Consider the following 20557-nt stretch of genomic DNA (forward strand, 5'->3'; position numbering starts at 1 on the left):
GTTCCTTTAATTTATCGGCTTACCAAGTGTCTTTCGCCAACTGATACCCTTTACCCCACACTGTCGCTATTTTGTATGGTGCTTGTGTATCACCCAACTTTTTGCGAAGTCGAGATACTCGTAAGTCGATAGTACGGTCAAACCCGTCGTATTCGAAGCCGCGCAACTCCTGCACCAGATCCTGTCGTGTCACAACACTTCCAGCGCGACTCGCCAGTACCCAAAGCACATCAAATTCATTGCTTGAGACTTGGATATTGTTGCCATTAAGTGTTACTTGGCGATTGTCAGAGTCGACTTCGAGTGCACCGAGCACCAATCGCTCACTCACCGTAGCTTGCGTAGCAGCCGAGCGCCGTAGGAGGGTTCTCATTCTCGCCTCAAGCAACCGACCTCTTACTGGCTTGGTTAAATAGTCATCGGCTCCCATCTCTAGACCCAATATTTCGTCAACTTCCTCATCTCTGGCAGTTAACATCAATATAGGTGTTTGCATCGACTGTCGAAGTGCTTTGCACACATCTAAACCATCCATACTAGGTAACATGCCATCCAAAATAACCAAGTCAGGCTGTGTTTTTTTTACACCTTCAAGGCCAGCTAACCCGTCATGATATACGGATACCTGATACTGCTTTGCTTCGAGATAATCGGCTATCCACTGTGCCAATTCCACATCATCCTCAACCAACGCAATCTTGCACTCATTCATCCTAAATTCCTTAAAACATTCGCCAACGAACGGCTTTGCTTTTGCGTTTTTTATAGATCCAAGCATATTTAACTTTGTCGCTAAATATCACTTTGTCACTGCTATTTTTCAAACTCATCACGACATCATCAGTCATGACCAATTCGCTTTTCCACTGTCCTCGATTGTTGCGCTGCCAGCAGTGCAGCCGTGTTTCATTGGCAAATAAACAAAAATTGCCTTCATCGCTTACCTGCCAATTGACCGAAACATCGATAAAGCATTCCTGGCCTTGTTCTAGTGCAACACATTGTTGTGGTTTAACGATAAAGTTGGGGTTATTGGACGCAGCAAAGGTTAACGTCGGGGCTAATAAAAATCCAAAAAGATACTTGTTCACATCGCCCCCTAAAATACGTAACTCAGAGTGATGTTAACATTGCGACCTAACTTACTACGGTTAGATACATACTTTAGTGCATCAATAGAGTAGGGGCTTTTATCTATACTACTTGCGTAATCTGTAAACCCGATAGAACCATCAACCACCCAGCTTTCACTGATTGGTTTAGTAAAGCCGAGTTTAAGTAATGTATTCACACCACCTGATGCTTCATATGGTGCTACCCGAGAAGATTTATAAGGCACACCGTAATAGTAGTTCAACATATTACTGTTACGATATTGAAACCCGATAGAAGCGTAGTAGTTCCAATTTTTTACTTGCCAAGATCTGGCAACCCAAAGAGAAGCGTAAGCACCACCATCGTACTCACTGTTATCCGCTTTAGGCGCTAAAATGGTTTGTATTTGGTACTGACCAATTGCACCTGTAGCGCGTAAACCAACATACCCGGTCAAATCCCTGTCATCACTATAGCCTGCAAAATTTCCTTCTAAATATCCATAATAAGTCATGTGGGAATGCGCAGAAGAGAATATGAGATCAAATTCCCACTCATTGGTATTGTACAGGTTGTAACCCATAGCCCAGTCAGGTTCAAACTTACTATCACTACCAGGTACTTCAACAAACAGTCCATTTTCGAAGTAATAGTTGCCATTAATATTTATCAGTGGACGAGTCGCGATGTTTGAAAGTAGCCCACCACCGTATGACGCGCCAATACCTAACGACAAAAAGCCACCAGCTTCTCGTTTATTGGCAAACCCATCCCAAAAGCTAGGAGCTGTTTTTCCGTAAACGCTAGGCATCCAGCTCAAACTCACCAAAACAAGGCTAGCAGACAGCCATTTAAATTTAGAGTCCATAGCAGTTTCTTATCTTTATTATTTGCTAATTAATATATTGAAAAAATGATAAAAATATCGTGTCGGATTATACCAAAGTGTATCAAATTGTACCTAATTACAAATTACCAAAAATAGGGAATAGCAGACATGATTGGAAAGGGGGTTTACAAGTGAGCGCCAAGATTAAATCATAGCGCTCACTTTTAGCTGTTAATGTGACTGTAACTTTTGGAGCCTACGATAATAATGTAACAAGGGTTCTGTGTAGCCATTAGGCTGTTGCTTACCTTCAAAAACAAGTGCCAACGCAGCTTTATAAGCTAAACTATCCGCCTTTGGGTGGCCATGTTCACACATTGCAATATAGTGCGGATCACTGCTGTTTTGACTATCTACGACACTGGCCATTTTAGCAAATGTTGCCAATACCAACTCTTCGCTACACACCTTATGTTCTAGCCAGTTTGCAATATGCTGACTTGATATCCTCAATGTTGCTCTATCTTCCATTAAACCCACATGAGAAATATCTGGCACCTTTGAGCAACCTACACCTTGGTTTATCCAACGCACAACATAGCCCAAAATACCTTGAATATTATTGTCTAACTCAGCTTGAATATCTGACAGAGAAAGAGAAGAGGCATCATGCAACAAAGGAGGAGTCAATAAGTCTTCCAAACACGCATGTTGAGAACGCGAGATTTTGACTTGTTGAGCTAGAACATCAACCTCATGATAGTGGATAGCATGCAGCGTTGCAGCAGTGGGTGAGGGGACCCATGCAGTATTTGCTCCCGCTTCTAATTGTGCTGCTTTTAAGGCCATCATCTGCGCCATGTTATCTGGTTTTGGCCACATTCCTTTACCAATTTGTGCTTTACCTTTGAAGCCTGTTTCTAAACCGACTTCAACATTCTGGCGCTCATAGGCCGAGATCCACGGTTGAGATTTGATCACTTCTTTTGGCCTAACAGCTCCGGCAAGCATAGATGTATGGATCTCATCTCCGGTGCGATCTAAAAACCCTGTATTTATGAATACAACACGAGATCTGGCAGCTGCTATGCACGCTTTTAAGTTGACAGAAGTACGTCGCTCTTCATCCATGATCCCCATTTTAATCGTATTTTCTGGCAATCCCAATGCTCGCTCTACAGCGTTAAATAACTCGGTTGTAAAGGCAACTTCCTCGGGGCCATGCATTTTGGGTTTTACAATATTTATACTGGCAGATTTGCTATTCCGATACAGGCTATTACCTCTCAGGTCATGCATGGCGGCAACTGACGTTACCATGGCATCAAGTATTCCTTCAAAGATTTCTCGACCTTCAGAGTCAAGTACCGCAGGGGTTGTCATCAAATGACCCACATTGCGAACAAACATCATTGCTCTACCACTTAGAGTAAAAACCTCGCCATGGAGTGAGTTATAACTTCTGTCATTCGCTAGGCATCGTTCAACTGCCAGACCATTTTTTACAAACTCTTCAACTAAATTGCCTTTATTCAAACCGAGCCAGTTTCGATAAACCACGATTTTATCTTCAGCGTCCACAGCCGCTACAGAGTCTTCGCAATCCATAATCGTTGTTAAAGCTGACTCCAAGATCACGTCTTTGATCCCCGCTTTATCAACCTTTCCAATAGGATCCTCATGATCAATACAGATCTCAATATGAAGGCCGTGATGTTTTACTAAGACCGCAGCAGGATTTTGCAATTGCCCACAATATCCGATCAATTGTTCTGGATCTGCAAGCGTCACCTGACGGCTATCATTCAATGTCACAATTAAACGATTATCGACAATGCCATAGTGGGTGCTTTCAATATGTGAACCACCGTTCAGAGGCAATATTTTATCCAATAGTTGCCTTGCATACGCCATCACCTTAAACCCGCGTACAGGGTTGTATTCTTTACCTTTTTCAGCTCCTTCATCTTCACTTATCACATCCGTCCCATACAAGGCATCATAAAGGGAGCCCCAACGCGCATTGGCCGCATTGAGTGCAAACCGTGCGTTGTTCACCGGAACAACCAATTGTGGTGCAGCAGCCAGAGCGATTTCAGGCTCAGAATGTTCAGTCACAATGTTGAAATCTGATGGCTGTGGCAACAAATAACCAATAGATTCCAAAAATGTCCGATATTTTTTGGCATCCCAACTGACATTTTGCCGATGATAATCATCAATCTTAGCTTGTAAGCTATTTCGCTTTTCGAGTAAGGCACGATTTATGGGTGAGAGTGTATCTACAATATTGGCCAAACCATCCCAAAACGATTCAGAACTAAGGGGTAGACCATCGAGCAATTCTTGATTCACAAAATCAAAAAAGTCAGCATCAATGGTGAGCCCAGCGTTTGTCACAGTTGCATTCATAGCAGAGTTCCTAATGCGAATTAATTTTGAACGGGTTATTCAAAAATAAAGCAATTTGTACAAAAACAAACCCCTTTTACCATTCATAATAAATATACTCACAATAACAACTATAAATTTAAAAAATTATAAAAGCCGTTCTAGTGTTTAATTAAGCCGCAGCAACTCTCACACATAACGCTTAGGCAAAATCTTTTTATTTAGTGTACAACTCGTTCGAAGGATATTAATCATGAGCAATTACCAGTCTCAAATTGACCGCTTCACTACCTTATGCGCAACAAAAACACACAATTGGCAATCAATTAACCCTGAATATGCAAGCAGAATGCACTTACAAAATCGCTTTAAAACAGGATTAGATATCGCGAAGTACACGGCGAAAATTATGCGCGAGGACATGGCTCGCTACGACGCAGATCCTGCACAATACACTCAATCACTGGGGTGTTGGCATGGCTTTACCGCTCAACAAATGATGATGGCAATTAAAAGACACCAAAAAACAACCAAAGGGGCTTATGTGTACTTAAGCGGTTGGATGGTAGCGGCACTGCGCTCTGAGTTTGGTCCACTACCAGACCAAAGCATGCATGAAAAAACAGCGGTTCCTAAGCTCATTGAAGAAATATATACCTTCTTAAAACAGGCTGATGCGAGGGAGTTGGATCATTTGTATAAAGCACTCGATACCGCGAAGTTAAATGGTCAAGATACGAGTCAACTTCAATTAGAAATCGATAACTTTGAAACTCATATCGTGCCTATCATCGCTGATATTGATGCAGGTTTTGGCAACGAAGAAGCCACTTACTTGCTCGCAAAACAAATGATAGAAGCCGGAGCTTGCGCCATTCAAATTGAAAACCAAGTATCAGATGCCAAACAATGCGGACACCAAGCAGGTAAAGTAACAGTACCCCATGAAGACTTCCTTGCAAAAATTAATGCTGTTCGATATGCATTTTTAGAGCTAGGTATTGAAGACGGGATCATTGTAGCCCGCACAGACTCTCTCGGAGCAAGTTTGACACAAAAAATTCCGGTTTCTAAACAGCCCGGGGATATCGCTAGCCAATATACAGCATTTTTAGACACCCAGCCGATTGTCGACCTTGATCAGCTTACAGATGGGGAAATGGCCATCAAGCTAGAAGGCAAATTGCAAAAGCCAGTGCGCTTAGACAATGGACTTTATCAATTTAAAGAGGGAACTGAAAAAGATAGAGTAGTATTGGACTGTGTAACAAGTTTACAAGCAGGTGCAGATTTATTATGGATTGAAACAGAAAAACCCAATGTAGACCAAATTGCTGAATTGGTTAATCGCATCAGGGAGCAAGTACCTAATGCCAAGCTGGTTTATAATAATTCGCCTTCATTCAATTGGACATTAAAATTCAGGGAGCAGGCGTACGAAACACTCAAGGCACAGGGCAAAGATATTTCAGTCTACCCAGATCCAACAGTTGACCCTAAAGCGCTTATGGCACCAGAGCTTGATACCACCGAACTTGCACAAATCGCAGATGAAAAAGTAAAAAGCTTTCAACTTGATGGCGCAACACAAGCAGGTATCTTTCACCACCTGATCACCTTGCCAACCTATCACACTGTCGCATTGAGTACTGACATTTTAGCCGAAGGCTATTTTGGGGAGCTCGGTATGCTTGCATACGTAAGAGATGTTCAAAGACAGGAAATCCGCCGTGAGCAAGCTTCAGTAAAACACCAAGATTTAGCAGGCTCCAACATTGGTGACACGCACAAAGAGTACTTTAGTGGGGACAATGCGCTGAAGGCAGGTGGTGAAGCTAATACCATGAATCAATTTTAGTACAGGAAATCCCAACTTGGGCCCGTTGGGCCCTTTTTGTGCTTATCATTGTATCTTGCAAATATCATCTCCTGCATATTGAGATCACGATTTTACGCACACCAACTGAAACAGATCAGAAAAATACTAGCTGAGTTGCACCAATAAAATACCGCAAGTAAATTGAGGTTAAACACCACTTTTTGACTTAAAAACAGCGTCTATACGCCACCAGTATTGCCCTTGTTGCAACAACTACGGCTGTACGTCGCTTCAATTAATAGGCAGAACACTTTTTTACTAACTAACTTGGCAAGCTTGGATCCACATTTTACTAAGTATTTTTCTTCCCAAATCATAATTTTACTAACATAGCCTACTTCAGAGCAAAATTTTACGTACTGCCAAGCTGTAAACCCCCTTTACATGATCCATATTTGTCACACATTTGTTGCCTAGCATGCAAGCGTTTTGATTTAACATGAAAAAATATGAAAAAAATATTCGCCTCTGTGCTATTTACTTGCATACTCTCTACCAACTCAGCAGTTGCAAGTATTGATATTGAAGAACTTAAGCAGCTTGAGAAGCAAGGGAAATATCAAATCGCGTTGGATTTAATCGAGCCATGGCGTCTAGAAAATTTAAATCAAGAAAAAGCACTAGATATTCTATTGATCCAAGCTGAAATTTACCGAAAGCAAGGGTTGTTCAAAAAAGCGCTCTCGACACTCAATCATATAGAACAGCATTACTACTTAAGCACAGAGCTAGTCCGTACTCTAAATAATGAAAAAGGCATTAATTATAGGCGTATGTCCCGTCTTGCAGAAGCTGAAGAGCACTATTATAAAGCCTTAAAAGCGGCACAAGAACTAGAAGATGATACTCTAATAGGCTTAGCTTACAGCAACTTGGGGACACTTTATGACCATAAAAGTCAAATTGCACAAGCTATGCAGTTTCATTTAAAGGCACAAAGTTACTTAAAAGGCAGCAGTAGCCATAGTATCAAAGCGAGTAACTTTTATAACTTGGGTGATATTTCCGTCAGGCTAAATGACTATGAACAAGCCGAAACCTTTTTCCGCTGGGCGCTAAGTGAAGATAAAAAAGATGGCAATATTGTCGCTATCGCAGACAGTGCTTTACGTCTATCTCAGGTTTCATATAAACAAGATCATCACCAACTTGCTATTGATAACATATATGAGGCTCTAAAATACCTAAAACAAACCAATGCCAATGAGAGTCTATCGCGCGCATACCATATGCTGGCCAGTAGTTATATGAAGCTAGATAAAGGCGATGAGGCACTTATCAATGCACACCTTAGTTTAGACTTTGCAAAAAAAGCGCAAAGCCAAATACAACTAATTTACGCGCATATCAGCGTATCTCAGGCCTACCTGCATCTTAAACAGCCCCATGTGGCAGAAAATTATATTAGAGATCTTGAGGTATTGGTCAATGATGAACAAGACAGCCCTTTAACAATACATTACTACGAAATCTCAGCTAATTTGGCAAGACAAGTAGGAGAACCAGAACTTGCGTATACTTATATTCGTGATGCATTCAATTTGCATAAAGCGCACGATGAAAGATTTAATAATCAAAAAGCGCAAACCTATCGCAACAGTATTAGCAACTTAGTACAACGCCAGCAACTCGAAGTATCAGAGAAAGAAAAAGCCCTTGCACAAAGTGAATTAAAACATACCAAGTTGATGCAAAAATCTTGGCTCATTGCCGGGCTTTCTGCGCTATTCATTTTTTCGCTGCTTACATATATTTATTTCATCAAGCATCGTGCCGCTAACTTAGCAGCCAAGTTGTATCAGCAAAATCTAAAGCAAAAAGAAAAGATGTTGGCTGATATTTCTCATGAATTACGCACGCCTTTAAGTGTCTTGAAACTACATATAGAGGCCTTGGAGCACGGTTTATTCGAAGATAACAATAAAGCCTACAGTAAGATCAACGAAAAAATCTCGCAGCTCAATTCTCTTATCACAGATGTATATCAATTATCTCAGGCAGAAAATAATGCCATTGCATTGAATGAACAGACCCAATGTCTGCAAACTCTTTCACAAAACTACAGCTACGATATTAAGCGTATGACGGAAAGTCACTCGCTGTCTTTTAGCAGTGAAATAAATATTCCTGAAGGCTCGACCATAACAGTCGACAAACCCAAACTAGATCGAGTCGTTAATAATTTATGTAAAAACGCTTGCCTATATACAGACAGCCCAGGGCGGGTCGTTTTTAAAATGTATCAGGACAAGAACTACTTAAATATACAACTACAAGACTCCTCACCAACGGTCGCCGATGAAGAGCTCCCAAAATTATTTGAACGCTTGTACCGTGTTGAAAGCTCTCGAAGCAGAGCCACTGGCGGTTCAGGTTTGGGCTTGTCAATTTGCAAAAGTTTAATAGAACTCATGTCTGGAAGTATTGATATTAAACGCAGTAATTTAGGTGGACTCGATATTTCAATTGCTTTGCCACTAAAATAAGCCAAAACTTTAAAAACACTACTTTATGTACTCAGTAGTGAAAATATATAAAATTAATACAAAAGAATTGGATCAGGATTTAAAACGGAAATTTTCTACCCAACTGATCCGATCACCTTGCGCCTCCACAATACTTCATTTTTCATCCACATTACCTTGATTAAATGAGCAGCATGAACGGGAGGAAACTACTTATGACACAGCGTACAATGAAACACAATGATTGGGTTAAAATTGCCGAGCGGAAAAGGCATCAGTCAAAAGTGCGACCTAAAAAGAAGGGCGTATTGCCTTTTTGGTCTATGCTGCTAGCTGGCTTTTTAATTTTAGCCTCAGCATGGAACTACTGGATGGACACACGATCGAATGACATTGTACATGCTGAGATAAGCCATGATGCCCAAATGCGTATTGATCGCTATTTTGCTAAGCAATATATGATGGGAAGCTGGAAATTAAGCAGAGTTAGCTACAACCAAGGCGAATTAAACGTTTTTGTTCAAATTCCTACGCCTTTAGCAATGAGTAGCAGTGAAATAAAAGGTTATATCAAACAGTCTCTATGTCCACATCCAAAGAGCACTGTATGGAATGATGTAAAGAATAACTCGCTGTATATTTACTTGTATTCCGATAAGCCAAGAAATGGCGACTACGCACTGTGTACTAAATAAAAAAGGGCTTAAAGCCCTTTTTTACTATTGAAACTACTTTAATTCTAACTTTGCCTTTTCAAGCAGCTCTTCTGGTAGCTCTTTGGTTACCGACACACCCAACTCTTTAAATTCGGATGCCTGTTTAATTAAATTCCCTTTGCCAGAATAAAGTTGCCCAAGCGCTTTATCATAGGTTTCTTGTGCTTTATCCAGCTGTTTGCCAACTCCCTCTAGACTATGTAGGAAACTATTCAACTTGTTGTAAAACTTCTCTGCACGTAAGGCCAACTCTTTGCTGTGCTTACTTTGCTCTTCAAAGCGCCATAATTGTTTAACAATGTTTAGGCTAGTAAGCAGAGTGGTAGGCGTTGCTACCAACACTTTGTTCTCTAATGCATATTGATAGATATCGGGTGCATACTTAATTGCTTCAACGAACGCGGACTCAACTGGTATAAACATTATTACCACTTCCGGAGAGTTGAGACCTGGCAAGCGCTCATAGGATTTATCTCCCAACTCTTTTACCCGCGCCTTGACTGCATTCACATGTTCTTTTAAAGCTTGTTGCGCAGATACTTCATCTTGTGCATTCACATAACGTGTGTAGGCATTTAATGAAGTTTTTGCATCAACAACTAAATGACGACTCTGAGGTAGGTAAACAATGACATCTGGCCTGTACTTACCTTGTTCGGTTGTGAAACTCACTTCCCGTTTATAATCATAACCCGGACGAAGCCCAGCACTATCTAGTACATTTTCAAGCATCAGCTCTCCCCAGTTTCCTTGGGTTTTAGTCTGCCCTTGTAATGCCGTAGTTAACTTACTTGCTTGATCAGTCATAGCCTGATTGTTCGCTTGCAAGTGAAGTAACTCTGTTTTAAGCGCAGCCCGCTGTTTTAGGTCCTCACTGTGGATGGCTTCCATTTTGTCCCTAAAGCCTTTAATTTCTCCCTGAACTGGGCTTAAAATCGTTTGAATTTTTTCCTGGCTATGTCGAGCAAATTGCTGGCTTTTTTCTTCAAACAGTTTACTTGCGACATTTTCGAACTCTTGCTTCAAGGTATTTTTGGCTTGCTCTAAATGCGCAATTTGCGCATCAAAAGCCAATTGCTTTTCAGCCAGTTTGGTTTCCATATCTGTTAACTGTAACGCCAGTTGATGCGCTTGCTCTTGCTCTGTCTGCGCTTTAGCTTGAGCTTGCTGCCACAAACCATAGTACTCTTTAACTTGAGCATGCTTTTCCGCCAATCTAGCTTGATATTGCTGCGCTTCACCGTGGGTTTTCAGTTGCAGCTGCTGCGCCACATTCAATTGCTCTTTCAGCTCATCGTGTGCATATTGCAGTGAGTCTATCTTATTTTGTGCCATGGCCTGCAAGGAGCGCGTTTTTTGCTTAGATAAATAAGAAAAAACCAACCAGCCTAAACCTGAAATGGCGGCACCAGACCCTAAAAGCACCATAGCGACTTGCCAAGGTAGCGAAGAAAAACTAGTCCAAAACATAGGGTAACCCTAACAATTAAATCTAGTTAAATCATACCTTAGAGAAGTTGATCAATCACTTACAAGTGAGGTTAATCTGCCAATTAAAATAATGTGCCAACCATTTTAATTGGCACTGAGAAGTAGGGAGGTTAGCTGTTTATATGCTGTTCATTGAACCTATATCCTGCGCCATACACAGATTCAACAATTTTTGGGGAAATATCGATATTTTTAATTTTCTTACGGATATTTTTTATGTGGCTATCGATTACGCGATCTGATATATCAAAATTGTCAGGTTGAATATGATCCAGTATTTGTTGTCGCGAAAACACCCTGTTAGGCGCATTGTAAAGCATAGCAAACACATCAAATTCAACTTTAGTTAAACTTAATGACTGTCCTTTTAAGGACACCAATAACTGTGATTCGTTAACTTCTATATCAGGCGTATCCGAAACAGCAGGCGCACTACAACGGCGTAATATAGCCTTTATACGCATAACAAGCTCTGCCGCGCTAAAAGGCTTACAGACATAATCATCTGCACCAAACTCAAGCCCTTTAAGTCTATCTGACTCAGATACCTTTGCTGTCAACATCACAATAGGTACCATTGAAAACTCTCTAATTTGTTGCATGCACACAACACCATCTTGGTTTGGTAGCATGATATCCATTAGGATGGCATCAGGGCCGTTTTCTCTGACCCAACTAACCACTTCTGCACCGTCGGCTATATGCGTTATTTTAAAGCCTGATGCTTTAAAAAACAGCATGACTTGTTCAGCAATATCAAAATCATCTTCGACGATCAAAATGTGGTTTTTTTCTTCCATTAGTTTCTCTTACTGGCTTTTAATACTCGCAGCTGTTGCTTTATCTGTTTTTTAAGATTTGAAGAAAGTGTATCGTCAAAAAGCAGTGTCGTTAAGATACTTGCTAAATCTTCAGAGCTTGCAACTTCATTTATGAGATCATAGTCGCACAGCGATTGTGGTTCAATAAAGTTTAACTGCGAAATCGTATTTTCATAGCACAACATAATAACCCACCTTAAGTCCAATTCATTTGGTTTTGTTTTCCTATGTGTGTATTAAAGTGAAAGATTGTGGATCAAATGTGGAACAAGGCAAGAAATGACGCGTAATACCATTACACGCCATTACAGCGGGTGATATTTAAGTACCGAGGAGCAAAAAAAGAAAAACCAGCTCAAAAGAGCTGGTTATTACAAATACGTCATGTAATTAATAGGGGGAAATCAACATGTGCTCACTGCTGTATGTAATCTCACAATGTGCATAAAGATAGACAGCCCCTTATTTAATTAGTTCAAAAATAATTTAATTTTTTATCAACTCAAGCATTTGCGCTTCATTAAACTCACTTAAATTAACCCCAGTATCAGCAAATAAAGCATCCACCAACGCCTGTTTGTCTTTTTGCATTTGATAAACCTTCTGCTCAATAGAGTTAGCAACAATAAGCTTGTAGACAAAGACAGGCTTATCTTGGCCTATACGGTATGCACGATCTGTTGCCTGATTCTCTACAGCTGGGTTCCACCAGGGATCAAAATGAATAACTGTATCTGCTTGAGTCAGGTTTAAGCCTGTACCGCCAGCTTTTAAAGAAATCAAAAATACGTCAACATCACCTTCAGTAAAACGCGCAATGGCTTTATCTCGGTGTCTTGTTTGCCCAGTTAGCATCGCAAATGGTATTTCAATCTCATCGCATAGATTGGCAATCATATCCAGTACAGACGTAAATTGACTGAAAATAATGACTTTTCTACCTTCTTTTAACAAGATAGGTAAATGTGCGCCTAACCATTTAAATTTAGCACTTTGCTGATATTCGCTATCTTTGTCTACGAGCTCAGGGTGACAACAAATCTGCCTTAGCTTCAGCAATGCATCCAAAAATGCAAGTTTGCTACTTTCAACACCTTGCTCTTTAAACAGATCTATCAAACTAGTTTCAATTTGGCCTTGTACATGCTGATAAAGTGACGCTTGCTCTGGTGTAAACTCAAGCTTTTTAATCAGCTCCGTTTTCGCCGGCAGCTCTCGCACAACTTCAGATTTCGTTCGACGCAATATAAATGGCGCAATCAGTGATTGTAGCTCTTTAGCCCTTTTGCTATCGCGCTCTTTTTCTATTGGTTGCTGAAAGTTTTGCTTAAATTGCTGCTTAGTACCAAGTACATCTGGCATCACAAAATCAAGTAGCGACTTTAGCTCCATAAGGTTGTTTTCTACTGGCGTACCGCTCATACAAAGTTTAAATTCAGCTGATAACTGTTTTACACATTTCGAAATTTGTGCGGTTTCGTTCTTTATATACTGCGCTTCATCAAGAACTATCGAATCAAACTGAAGTTCGGAGTAGTGCGGTAAATCGCGCTTCAACAGTGGGTAAGTCGTGATGATAAAACGGGCTTGGGCTACCTGATTAAGCTGCTTATCACGGTTACTGCCATGCACTGTAAGCACAGGTAAATGTGGAGCAAACTTTTTAAATTCATTTTGCCAATTTCCAACCAAAGAAGTAGGACAGACAATGAGAGACGGCTTGGTCACTAAAGTATTGTGCTGAGATATGAAGTAAGCAATAACTTGAAGTGTTTTGCCGAGCCCCATATCATCCGCTAATATTCCACCAAGCTGATGACGATTCAAAAACTTTAACCAATTGACTCCTTGCAATTGATAATCACGCAAAGTAAACCGCTCCTGACTATCACCTAACAAAGATTCATTGATATCTACGGGCTTGTTAAGCTCTGCTAAATAGTCTAACAATCGCGCATCATCGGAAACACTTTCCACAGCATCAAGTTCAAATAACTTTTTAGCATAAGAGAGCGGAAACTTAAATTGCGAGCTAGAAAGGTAATAGCTGAAGCGAGATTTTAGAAGCAATAACTCTTCATAAATATCTTTCGAAATCGCGTAGTGCTGCTGTGCAATTTGTACATATTGAAATACGTTTGCGATAGAGTTGACTTCATGGCTAGGGGCCTTGTCCCAATCAAGCAAAATTTGTTTATCATCAAACATAACCTTGCCAATAACATGATGCTTTTTATCTCGCTTAAGTTGCAATGTGACCCTTGGTACCAAGACTTTCTTTGCTTGCTGAATTTCTTCAACCTGCCACATTTTACGCTGTAAATAAGGTCGAACTTCACAGTTGTACCAGTGATAAGAAACCTCGTCCTCAACTGGCAGTTTAAAACCGCCACCTTGCGCCTCGAAACCTAATCCAAGAAGCATTTTTTCGCAGCGATTAAGTTGCTTCTCTGTGGAATACTTTTTCTTGGAGTCAAACAAAGAGAGCGTGAGATGAGTATACTCGCCTTCACTCGCCGACAGCTTAGCAACCAATTTATCTTTATTGATCAGCCTTTCATACCCTTGAGGAGGGGGAATTACATTGTCGGCAAAGATATCTTGAAAGCGCTTGATCACCGCCTCAATCTTGTCTTTTTGTATACTAGGCATGGTTTGTAAATGTGCAATTTCTTGCGCACTTAGTTCAGATTCGATACGGCCGAGCAACATATTTTCAGTGTCTAAATAGACAGGAGGGTCCGATTTTATCAGTAGCCACTGATCTACATCTGAGAGGTGACTGACGAGCTTAAAGCTGTCATTTTCCGCTTGCCAAAAGAAATCCAAATGTTGCATGTGGCCAAATTGCAAAGGCTTACGGCTATTACCGAAAAAACATCGCTTGGTGGCAGCAAGTTGTTGCAGCGCAGCGAACCCCCACTTACTAGCCAATTCGAAATGGCCTGGCGTATTTTGTGAGCGAACCCAACTAAACAGACGATAGTCACTTTCCAAAATATCCTTTGGCGGAACATGTGCATTGAGCTGTTTCTCCGTTAATACACGACCAAGAGGATAATGCCCATCAGGTTTATGAGGTGACATTTTTGGGTTTAATAATACTTCGTTTCCGCGATGCTCCAGTACGAACAGCAGCACGTTGGATGTGTTCAGTCCAGAAGATTGCTGTAGTAATGAGAGCTCGTTAAACCAATCATTGACGAGAAAAGACTCTCCAAAGCCACCAGAATGGTCGATTTTAAGCTTTAGTAGAACTGCAGCAATATGGCGACACTTCGGATTGTGAGAGCAAGAACATTGAGCCTCAACTGACGGAGCGCCTTTTATTTGTTCAATTTTTATGTGTTGTGTGAACGTATTACCAAAATTACCAAGTACTTGAGCATCTATTCTCGAGAAATCCTCACTGTGATCAAGAAAGCAAATTTGATCGTCGTTAAGGTACTCCTTGGCCTTCGCTAACATAGCAGAATTAAAGTACTGCTTAAGGAAGCGATCAGATAAGGGGAACTGAGAAGACTGTTCCTGTTTAATTTCTTCAAATAAAGCTAATAGCTGCTCTTTAGATAACTGCGAGGACATTTTTTAACAAGCAATAAAACGTAAAGGACCAGTATATGAAATTACGGTTTTGAGCTAAAGAGCCAAATGGGACTAAATCATGAAAAATTGACTGGTTGGATGTGAAAAGATATAAAAAAGGCCTAGATGATCTAGGCCGCAACATACTAATTAAAACTACTTAACAGTTTTTGCAATTGTTCTAAACGCTTATCTGTTAGCACCTTATCGTCAATTTTGACGGTAATAGCGCCAGAATTAAGGCTTCGTTGCACTTTGATATACTGACTATCAACCAAAGCTTCAGAACGTGTCGCAGAGCTGCTTTCAAATGTAGTGAGGTACTTAGTGATGGCCAAAGCACGCTTTTCATCACTCATTTGGTCATCAAATAGTAACTCATCAGCAATCTGTTCTAGTTTACTTTGAAATTGTTCAGGCTGTTCCTTACGTGCATTGATAAGTTTTTTTGCAACCTCACGTCCTAAGTGGTTTGGCGTAGGGTAGAGCAAAACAACTTCATGCTGGATATGTTGAAAGGCTTTTATAGCATCAGCAACAGCTGTATGAGAAACACCTTCTATTGCCGCTATCTCTCTATAAGATCCTTTATTGCCATTTTCCTGCAACCGTACTCTGGTTTGCTCATACGCTTTGCCAAGCTCCCACAGACTTGGTGCGATATATTGATCTGACGAAACAGCAAGCGCCTTAGCATCGTCGTTAGTGAAGCCGCTTGAAGACAATACAACATAATCAGCACCGCTTAACAAACATGCTTTTCGTCTTCTAGAACCAGATAATACTTGTAGTTTGCCATCTTTTACCCAACATAAAGCGGGATGCATATTCCTGCCATCTTCTTTTATGGCTGGTAAAATATCAGCAACGGATTTTTCATTAAGCAGTGATTGCTCACGCCGATTTTGACCAAAAACAATGGTTTTGCTTTCAATGTCAGAGAATGCGATCACTTCACACTTTAATTCGATTAGCCGATTTGGATCACTTGGCGACGGCATAGTAACGACGTCACCTTGACTCGCTTGCCCCAATAGATCATCCAAGCTGCTTTTTTCAACAGGAGTAGCAAAAGGGTCTAATCGTGTATCATTTTTACGTTTTCTAGCCATTATCTAACCTGTATTTAATCTAAGCTGGATTGTGTGGAAGCCCAATTTGAGCGAATTAACATTTCGAGTTCATCGACAACGTCTTTGATATTTTCTTGTGCTCTAAGCAAAGACTCTCTACTTGCTAATGAGTCCGATGTTTTTTGATCAAAAATCGTATTAAAAGAAGACGAACTAGCTGTTATCGCAGAACTATGATTAATCGGATAACTCATTACCTGTCTGCCAAATGCAGTGCGCACATCTTTTACTATGTCTCGCTGAGAATGATTTCCTTTAACATAGTTAGTCACCAAGAATTGCATAAAGTCCCAACCTTCATGACCGAGTGCAGCGACAGTATGGTAAATTTCACCAAGTCGTTTCAGATACTTATTGTTCGCATCAAAATCTACTGCTTCAGGGTGGACTGGGATCAGCATCGCCGTAGAAGCCATCAGTGCATTGTAGAACATGAAATTAAGAGACGGTGCCGTATCTATCAATATGATATCAAACTCGTCCTTAACAGGCTCTATGACGCGTTCTTTTAGCTTATGATAATGGCGAGTTTGCTCATAACTACTCGACTCTTTTAATTCTGTAGCTGTTTCATGCTCAAAATAAAAGTCATCCATGCCGGAAGGCAATATACGAATATTTGGGATATGTGTTTTTTGGAATGAATCCGCAACAAGTTGTTCCCAAGTTTCGTTTTCCTCGAGCTCAATGCAATCTCGCATTAGATCACCAACTGTGATCGGATCATGTTCACTTGACGGGAAAAAACTTGATGAAGATCCTTGAGGATCCAAATCAATGATCCCAATGCGATATCTCTTAATATTTGTTGTAGCAAGCGCTGCCGCCAAATTGACGAGGGACGTTGTTTTACCGCAACCACCCTTTAGGCTGTTTATCACAATGACTTGAAGCTTATCCTCAAGATCTCTGTGATCTGCATTGATCCCTAAAATATCAGCCATAGCAAAAATGTTACTCAACGTATATGCGTAATGGCCATTAGCGCCTTTTTGAATGTGCAGATGATCAAAATCACCTTGATCATGGCGGCGTTTTAATGTTCTGTTATTAACGCCTAACAGATCCGCAGCAGCCTTTTGTGTATAAGTACGTAGTTCTTTGTCTTCGGACTTAAGATGAGCTCTATAGTGTTGAATGCGGCCCTCAAGGGATTGTTCTGCTACTTCGGCAGTTGCTTTCAACAATTTATAAGTGGAAAGTGCATTGCTATTGATAGACATACGTATATTCCTTAATTTTATGCTTAATATTATAATGTCCATCAAATAAAAGGTAAACCACTAAAATAAGAGACATCCAAAAAATATAGGATTTAAAATTTATCTTAAGAATAAATAAGGAGTTTAGAAATGGTTAGATATATAGGTATATAAGGATAAGGAGATAAATTTCATATATAAGCTATTGTAAATAAAGTAATTTTAATAAAATAGTAGATCACAAAAATACGTAGTAAAGATCAGATCTTTATATACTGCCAGATCAAGAAAATACTAACTTACTAATTGAGTTTCATTATAATAACAGCTTATCCACAATGTTATAAACAGATTGGGTGTTCAAGATCAAAGTTGTACTAAGTTAAAACAAAGAGTTATCAACAAAATCACTGGCAACACTAAGATTAAGTAAATAAAGATCTGATCTATACTACGAATAGATCAGATCTTTACTAAATTAGATCGATGTTATGCACAACTCGGTATTGAAATCAGCTCCAAATAGCGTTTCTTGAGTGATTTTCTCCTAAATAACGAGGATTTTCCTACACTGTTGGTAAAATTATGATCTCATAATACCAATCAGTAGGTAAAATTGTGATCTCTAAAAAAACTTGAACTCAGATCAGTTTTTTACTAACTTTAATTATTAACTTTTTCCTTTGAATGTGTTGTTATTAGCTGTCGGAAGAATCAGGAAGTAAAAAAATGAGCCGCAAGGTAAACATCTCTGTTGACAATCTACCAGACTCACTTAGAGGTCAAATTCATGGAGTGGAAAGTGCAATCGATAATGAAAGTTTAGCACTTTTTACTGACAACAAAGATGTGCGAATTTCATTAGAAAACACCAACCATGGCTTGAGAGCGTATTCAAACACATTTAATCACTATGATTTATGGGGTAGGTTTGTACGTTCTGGACATAAAAAACTTCCTTTAGAGGAAGCTCCCAAAAAGACGATTATAACTAGAAGAATATCAGAAAAAGTTGATGGTATTTTATACGATGGTGAGATTAAAATTACTCCTGCTGTTGTAAGTAGTAAAAAAGATGGTGAAGAAACGGAGTTTTTAGTTTGGCCGTCTGATCGAGAAGAAAAAGTTGAAAGAGCACTTATTCGACTTGCATCAAAAGGCAAAATAGTAAAAATAAATTTTAAGTCCGGTATTCAATATGCTGTGATTTTTTCGATGAATGAATTGGCTCAGGAGTTAAAAGCTGTTGGTCAATCAATGCCTTACCCGCAGATCAAGGAGTCTTTGGAAGCTTTACAAGGCTCGAAGCTTTCATTTAAATATCGCGCAACCGATACTAAAAATAGCGATGTAGATGATTCTTTTTATGAATCTAATATGAACTTCTTATCCTCATTACATTTCAGTGGTAAGAAAGGACAAGGTGGAAATATCAAATGTGTAGCCTGTTTAAACGCATTTGTTCATAATATGATCGATAACCTTGAATATAAAGGTTATTATTTCAACAGTGCCCAAGAGCTAAAGCGCGGTTTATCCCGCTGGATGATGCTTAGGCTGTATCATTTGTGGCGCTATGCTGCACCTGGAAAAACTTACCATTTCAGACTGCTTTCAATAATGGAAAAATATGGCTCTATTTATTCAACGGATGAAATTACAGACAATAAACTGAAAGCACTTCGTAGAGATATGACTACGACAATGAAAGATTTGATAGAAAAAGGTGCTATTTCAGAATATAACATTTCTAATGTAAAAGATGATGATACTGGCCGAATTATCGACTATGTGTATGAAATGCATCCTTCTACACAGTTTTGTGAAGAAATTTTAGCTTTGAATAAACATAACAAGAGAATTGAAATTCAAGGTGGAAAAAGATTGGTCGAAACGGCTGAAATTATCGATGAAGATATTCTAGAAGCAATCGTAAAAAAGTAGTTAGCTAAGCCAATTATGTTAAATTGGCTTTTAAATTTTGTTTTAGCAAGCTTACTCTAAATTTTCTAAATATATTCGCTCAATTAGATAGCTATAGTCCTTCTTTCTGGTATCTTCAACTTTAGAGCTGAAGTTACTTAAACTGCCTATTTTAGTTTCCTTTTGTGGGTTTAATAGAATAAAGGGCAGTGCACCACTGACATGATATCTATTTTTGGCTGTAAATCGAACATTAACTTCTGGTGTTACTCGAGTAGGCCTTTTTATCCTTAGTTTAGTTTTTTCTCCTAAACTAGAGAGCCTAACTTTTTCTAATTCTACGATTTGCTGCCAGCTTTGCTGATCGATAACTCTAGGGTTGGAGTAACCTGATGATTTATTGAGCATTTCTAATGCAACTTTCTTTGAAAGCGTAGTTGTAGAATGCTTTTTCATCCATGTGAACCTTACCGAATAAGGTATAGAATCTTCAAAATGTATTTTCCTATACGCAGCTAACGTAATTAAATTCGGTATTGCATTGTGTACAGCTTCAAACCTGGCGTCATTATTATTAATTTCAAGAACGGTATTTTTAAACTGTTCTTTGGATTTGTTTACTTCAACTAGTCTTGACTTAATTTTTCCATCTGCATCATCGACAGCAATTAAACCTGGATGGCGAGTTAGTATTTTGCTACTCTTTTTTTGACCAACAAATAGATCCGTAATTCCGTTTATGCATTTATCAAATGCTTCATTACCCGATATTTTTGTAACTTGAATCTCTTCAGGCGCTTTCTTTTCATCTTCAGCTTTGATTTCTGGTAATTGATAATAACTAGAATAGCTAATCTCTTTTTCTTTTAGTTCTTCGCAAAGGAGATTTAGCTGATCGAATAAGTAATCAAAACTACTTCTTAATATTAACTTTGTTGACATGATCTTTATATGTATGATGTGTTCCTTTAATTATAGCTAAAAACCTTATTTTATTCCAATTGTAATTACCAGAAACCGGATTACC

15 protein-coding genes are annotated in these 20557 nt (G+C 39.4%); 4 read left to right on the forward strand and 11 right to left on the reverse strand.

Annotation, left to right across the window (positions count from 1 at the left end; translation table 11 throughout):
• Positions 1-19: 19 nt before the first annotated feature.
• The 4 genes from N483_RS17520 to N483_RS17535 all read right to left on the reverse strand — a co-directional run bounded on the left by N483_RS17520 (position 20) and on the right by N483_RS17535 (position 4336).
• Entirely contained in the window at positions 20-712 is a 693-nt protein-coding gene (locus N483_RS17520; protein ID WP_023400147.1) for a response regulator transcription factor, read from the reverse strand.
• 10 nt (positions 713-722) lie between these two features.
• Positions 723-1091, reverse strand: a complete 369-nt coding sequence (locus N483_RS17525) for a DUF3019 domain-containing protein (protein WP_023400148.1) — start codon at positions 1089-1091, stop codon at positions 723-725.
• Positions 1092-1099: 8 nt separating this feature from the next.
• Positions 1100-1963, reverse strand: coding sequence for a MipA/OmpV family protein (locus N483_RS17530; protein ID WP_023400149.1), 864 nt, complete (start codon positions 1961-1963; stop codon positions 1100-1102).
• Positions 1964-2155: 192 nt separating this feature from the next.
• Complete coding sequence (locus N483_RS17535) at positions 2156-4336, reverse strand: malate synthase G (protein WP_023400150.1); 2181 nt, start codon at positions 4334-4336, stop codon at positions 2156-2158.
• 232 nt (positions 4337-4568) lie between these two features.
• On the opposite strand from N483_RS17535, the gene N483_RS17540 reads away from it, so the two are divergent.
• The 3 genes from N483_RS17540 to N483_RS17550 all read left to right on the forward strand — a co-directional run bounded on the left by N483_RS17540 (position 4569) and on the right by N483_RS17550 (position 9354).
• Positions 4569-6173 (forward strand): isocitrate lyase, encoded by a 1605-nt coding sequence (locus N483_RS17540; RefSeq protein WP_023400151.1) that lies wholly within the window; start codon positions 4569-4571, stop codon positions 6171-6173.
• Between the two features lie 470 nt (positions 6174-6643).
• Positions 6644-8680: an ATP-binding protein gene (locus N483_RS17545; RefSeq protein ID WP_023400152.1), complete on the forward strand. Its 2037-nt coding sequence runs from the start codon at positions 6644-6646 to the stop codon at positions 8678-8680.
• Between the two features lie 194 nt (positions 8681-8874).
• Positions 8875-9354 (forward strand): hypothetical protein, encoded by a 480-nt coding sequence (locus tag N483_RS17550; protein ID WP_023400153.1) that lies wholly within the window; start codon positions 8875-8877, stop codon positions 9352-9354.
• 33 nt (positions 9355-9387) lie between these two features.
• Here the strand turns inward: N483_RS17550 and rmuC are convergent, their stop codons facing one another.
• The 6 genes from rmuC to N483_RS17580 all read right to left on the reverse strand — a co-directional run bounded on the left by rmuC (position 9388) and on the right by N483_RS17580 (position 17628).
• Positions 9388-10845, reverse strand: coding sequence for a DNA recombination protein RmuC (gene rmuC, locus N483_RS17555; RefSeq protein WP_023400154.1), 1458 nt, complete (start codon positions 10843-10845; stop codon positions 9388-9390).
• Positions 10846-10976: 131 nt separating this feature from the next.
• Complete coding sequence (locus tag N483_RS17560) at positions 10977-11666, reverse strand: response regulator (protein WP_023400155.1); 690 nt, start codon at positions 11664-11666, stop codon at positions 10977-10979.
• Positions 11666-11872 carry a hypothetical protein gene (locus N483_RS17565; protein WP_023400156.1) on the reverse strand — a complete coding sequence of 69 codons (207 nt, stop codon included), beginning with the start codon at positions 11870-11872 and terminating at the stop codon, positions 11666-11668. Before N483_RS17565 ends, N483_RS17560 begins: the two co-directional genes overlap by 1 nt.
• A 301-nt stretch (positions 11873-12173) precedes the next feature.
• On the reverse strand, positions 12174-15272 hold the full coding sequence (locus N483_RS17570; protein ID WP_023400157.1) for a DEAD/DEAH box helicase: 3099 nt from the start codon (positions 15270-15272) through the stop codon (positions 12174-12176).
• Positions 15273-15418: 146 nt separating this feature from the next.
• Positions 15419-16384 carry a ParB N-terminal domain-containing protein gene (locus N483_RS17575; protein WP_023400158.1) on the reverse strand — a complete coding sequence of 322 codons (966 nt, stop codon included), beginning with the start codon at positions 16382-16384 and terminating at the stop codon, positions 15419-15421.
• A gap of 14 nt (positions 16385-16398) precedes the next feature.
• A complete protein-coding gene (locus N483_RS17580) occupies positions 16399-17628 on the reverse strand; it encodes an AAA family ATPase (protein ID WP_023400159.1) in 1230 nt (409 codons plus the stop codon).
• A gap of 708 nt (positions 17629-18336) precedes the next feature.
• On the opposite strand from N483_RS17580, the gene N483_RS17585 reads away from it, so the two are divergent.
• Positions 18337-19551, forward strand: a complete 1215-nt coding sequence (locus N483_RS17585) for a hypothetical protein (protein WP_023400160.1) — start codon at positions 18337-18339, stop codon at positions 19549-19551.
• A 51-nt stretch (positions 19552-19602) separates the two neighbouring features.
• Here the strand turns inward: N483_RS17585 and N483_RS17590 are convergent, their stop codons facing one another.
• Entirely contained in the window at positions 19603-20472 is an 870-nt protein-coding gene (locus N483_RS17590; RefSeq protein WP_023400161.1) for a DNA replication terminus site-binding protein, read from the reverse strand.
• Positions 20473-20557: the final 85 nt, after the last annotated feature.

This window comes from Pseudoalteromonas luteoviolacea NCIMB 1944 (assembly GCF_001625565.1).
GTDB classification, from domain to species: Bacteria; Pseudomonadota; Gammaproteobacteria; order Enterobacterales; family Alteromonadaceae; genus Pseudoalteromonas; species Pseudoalteromonas luteoviolacea_F.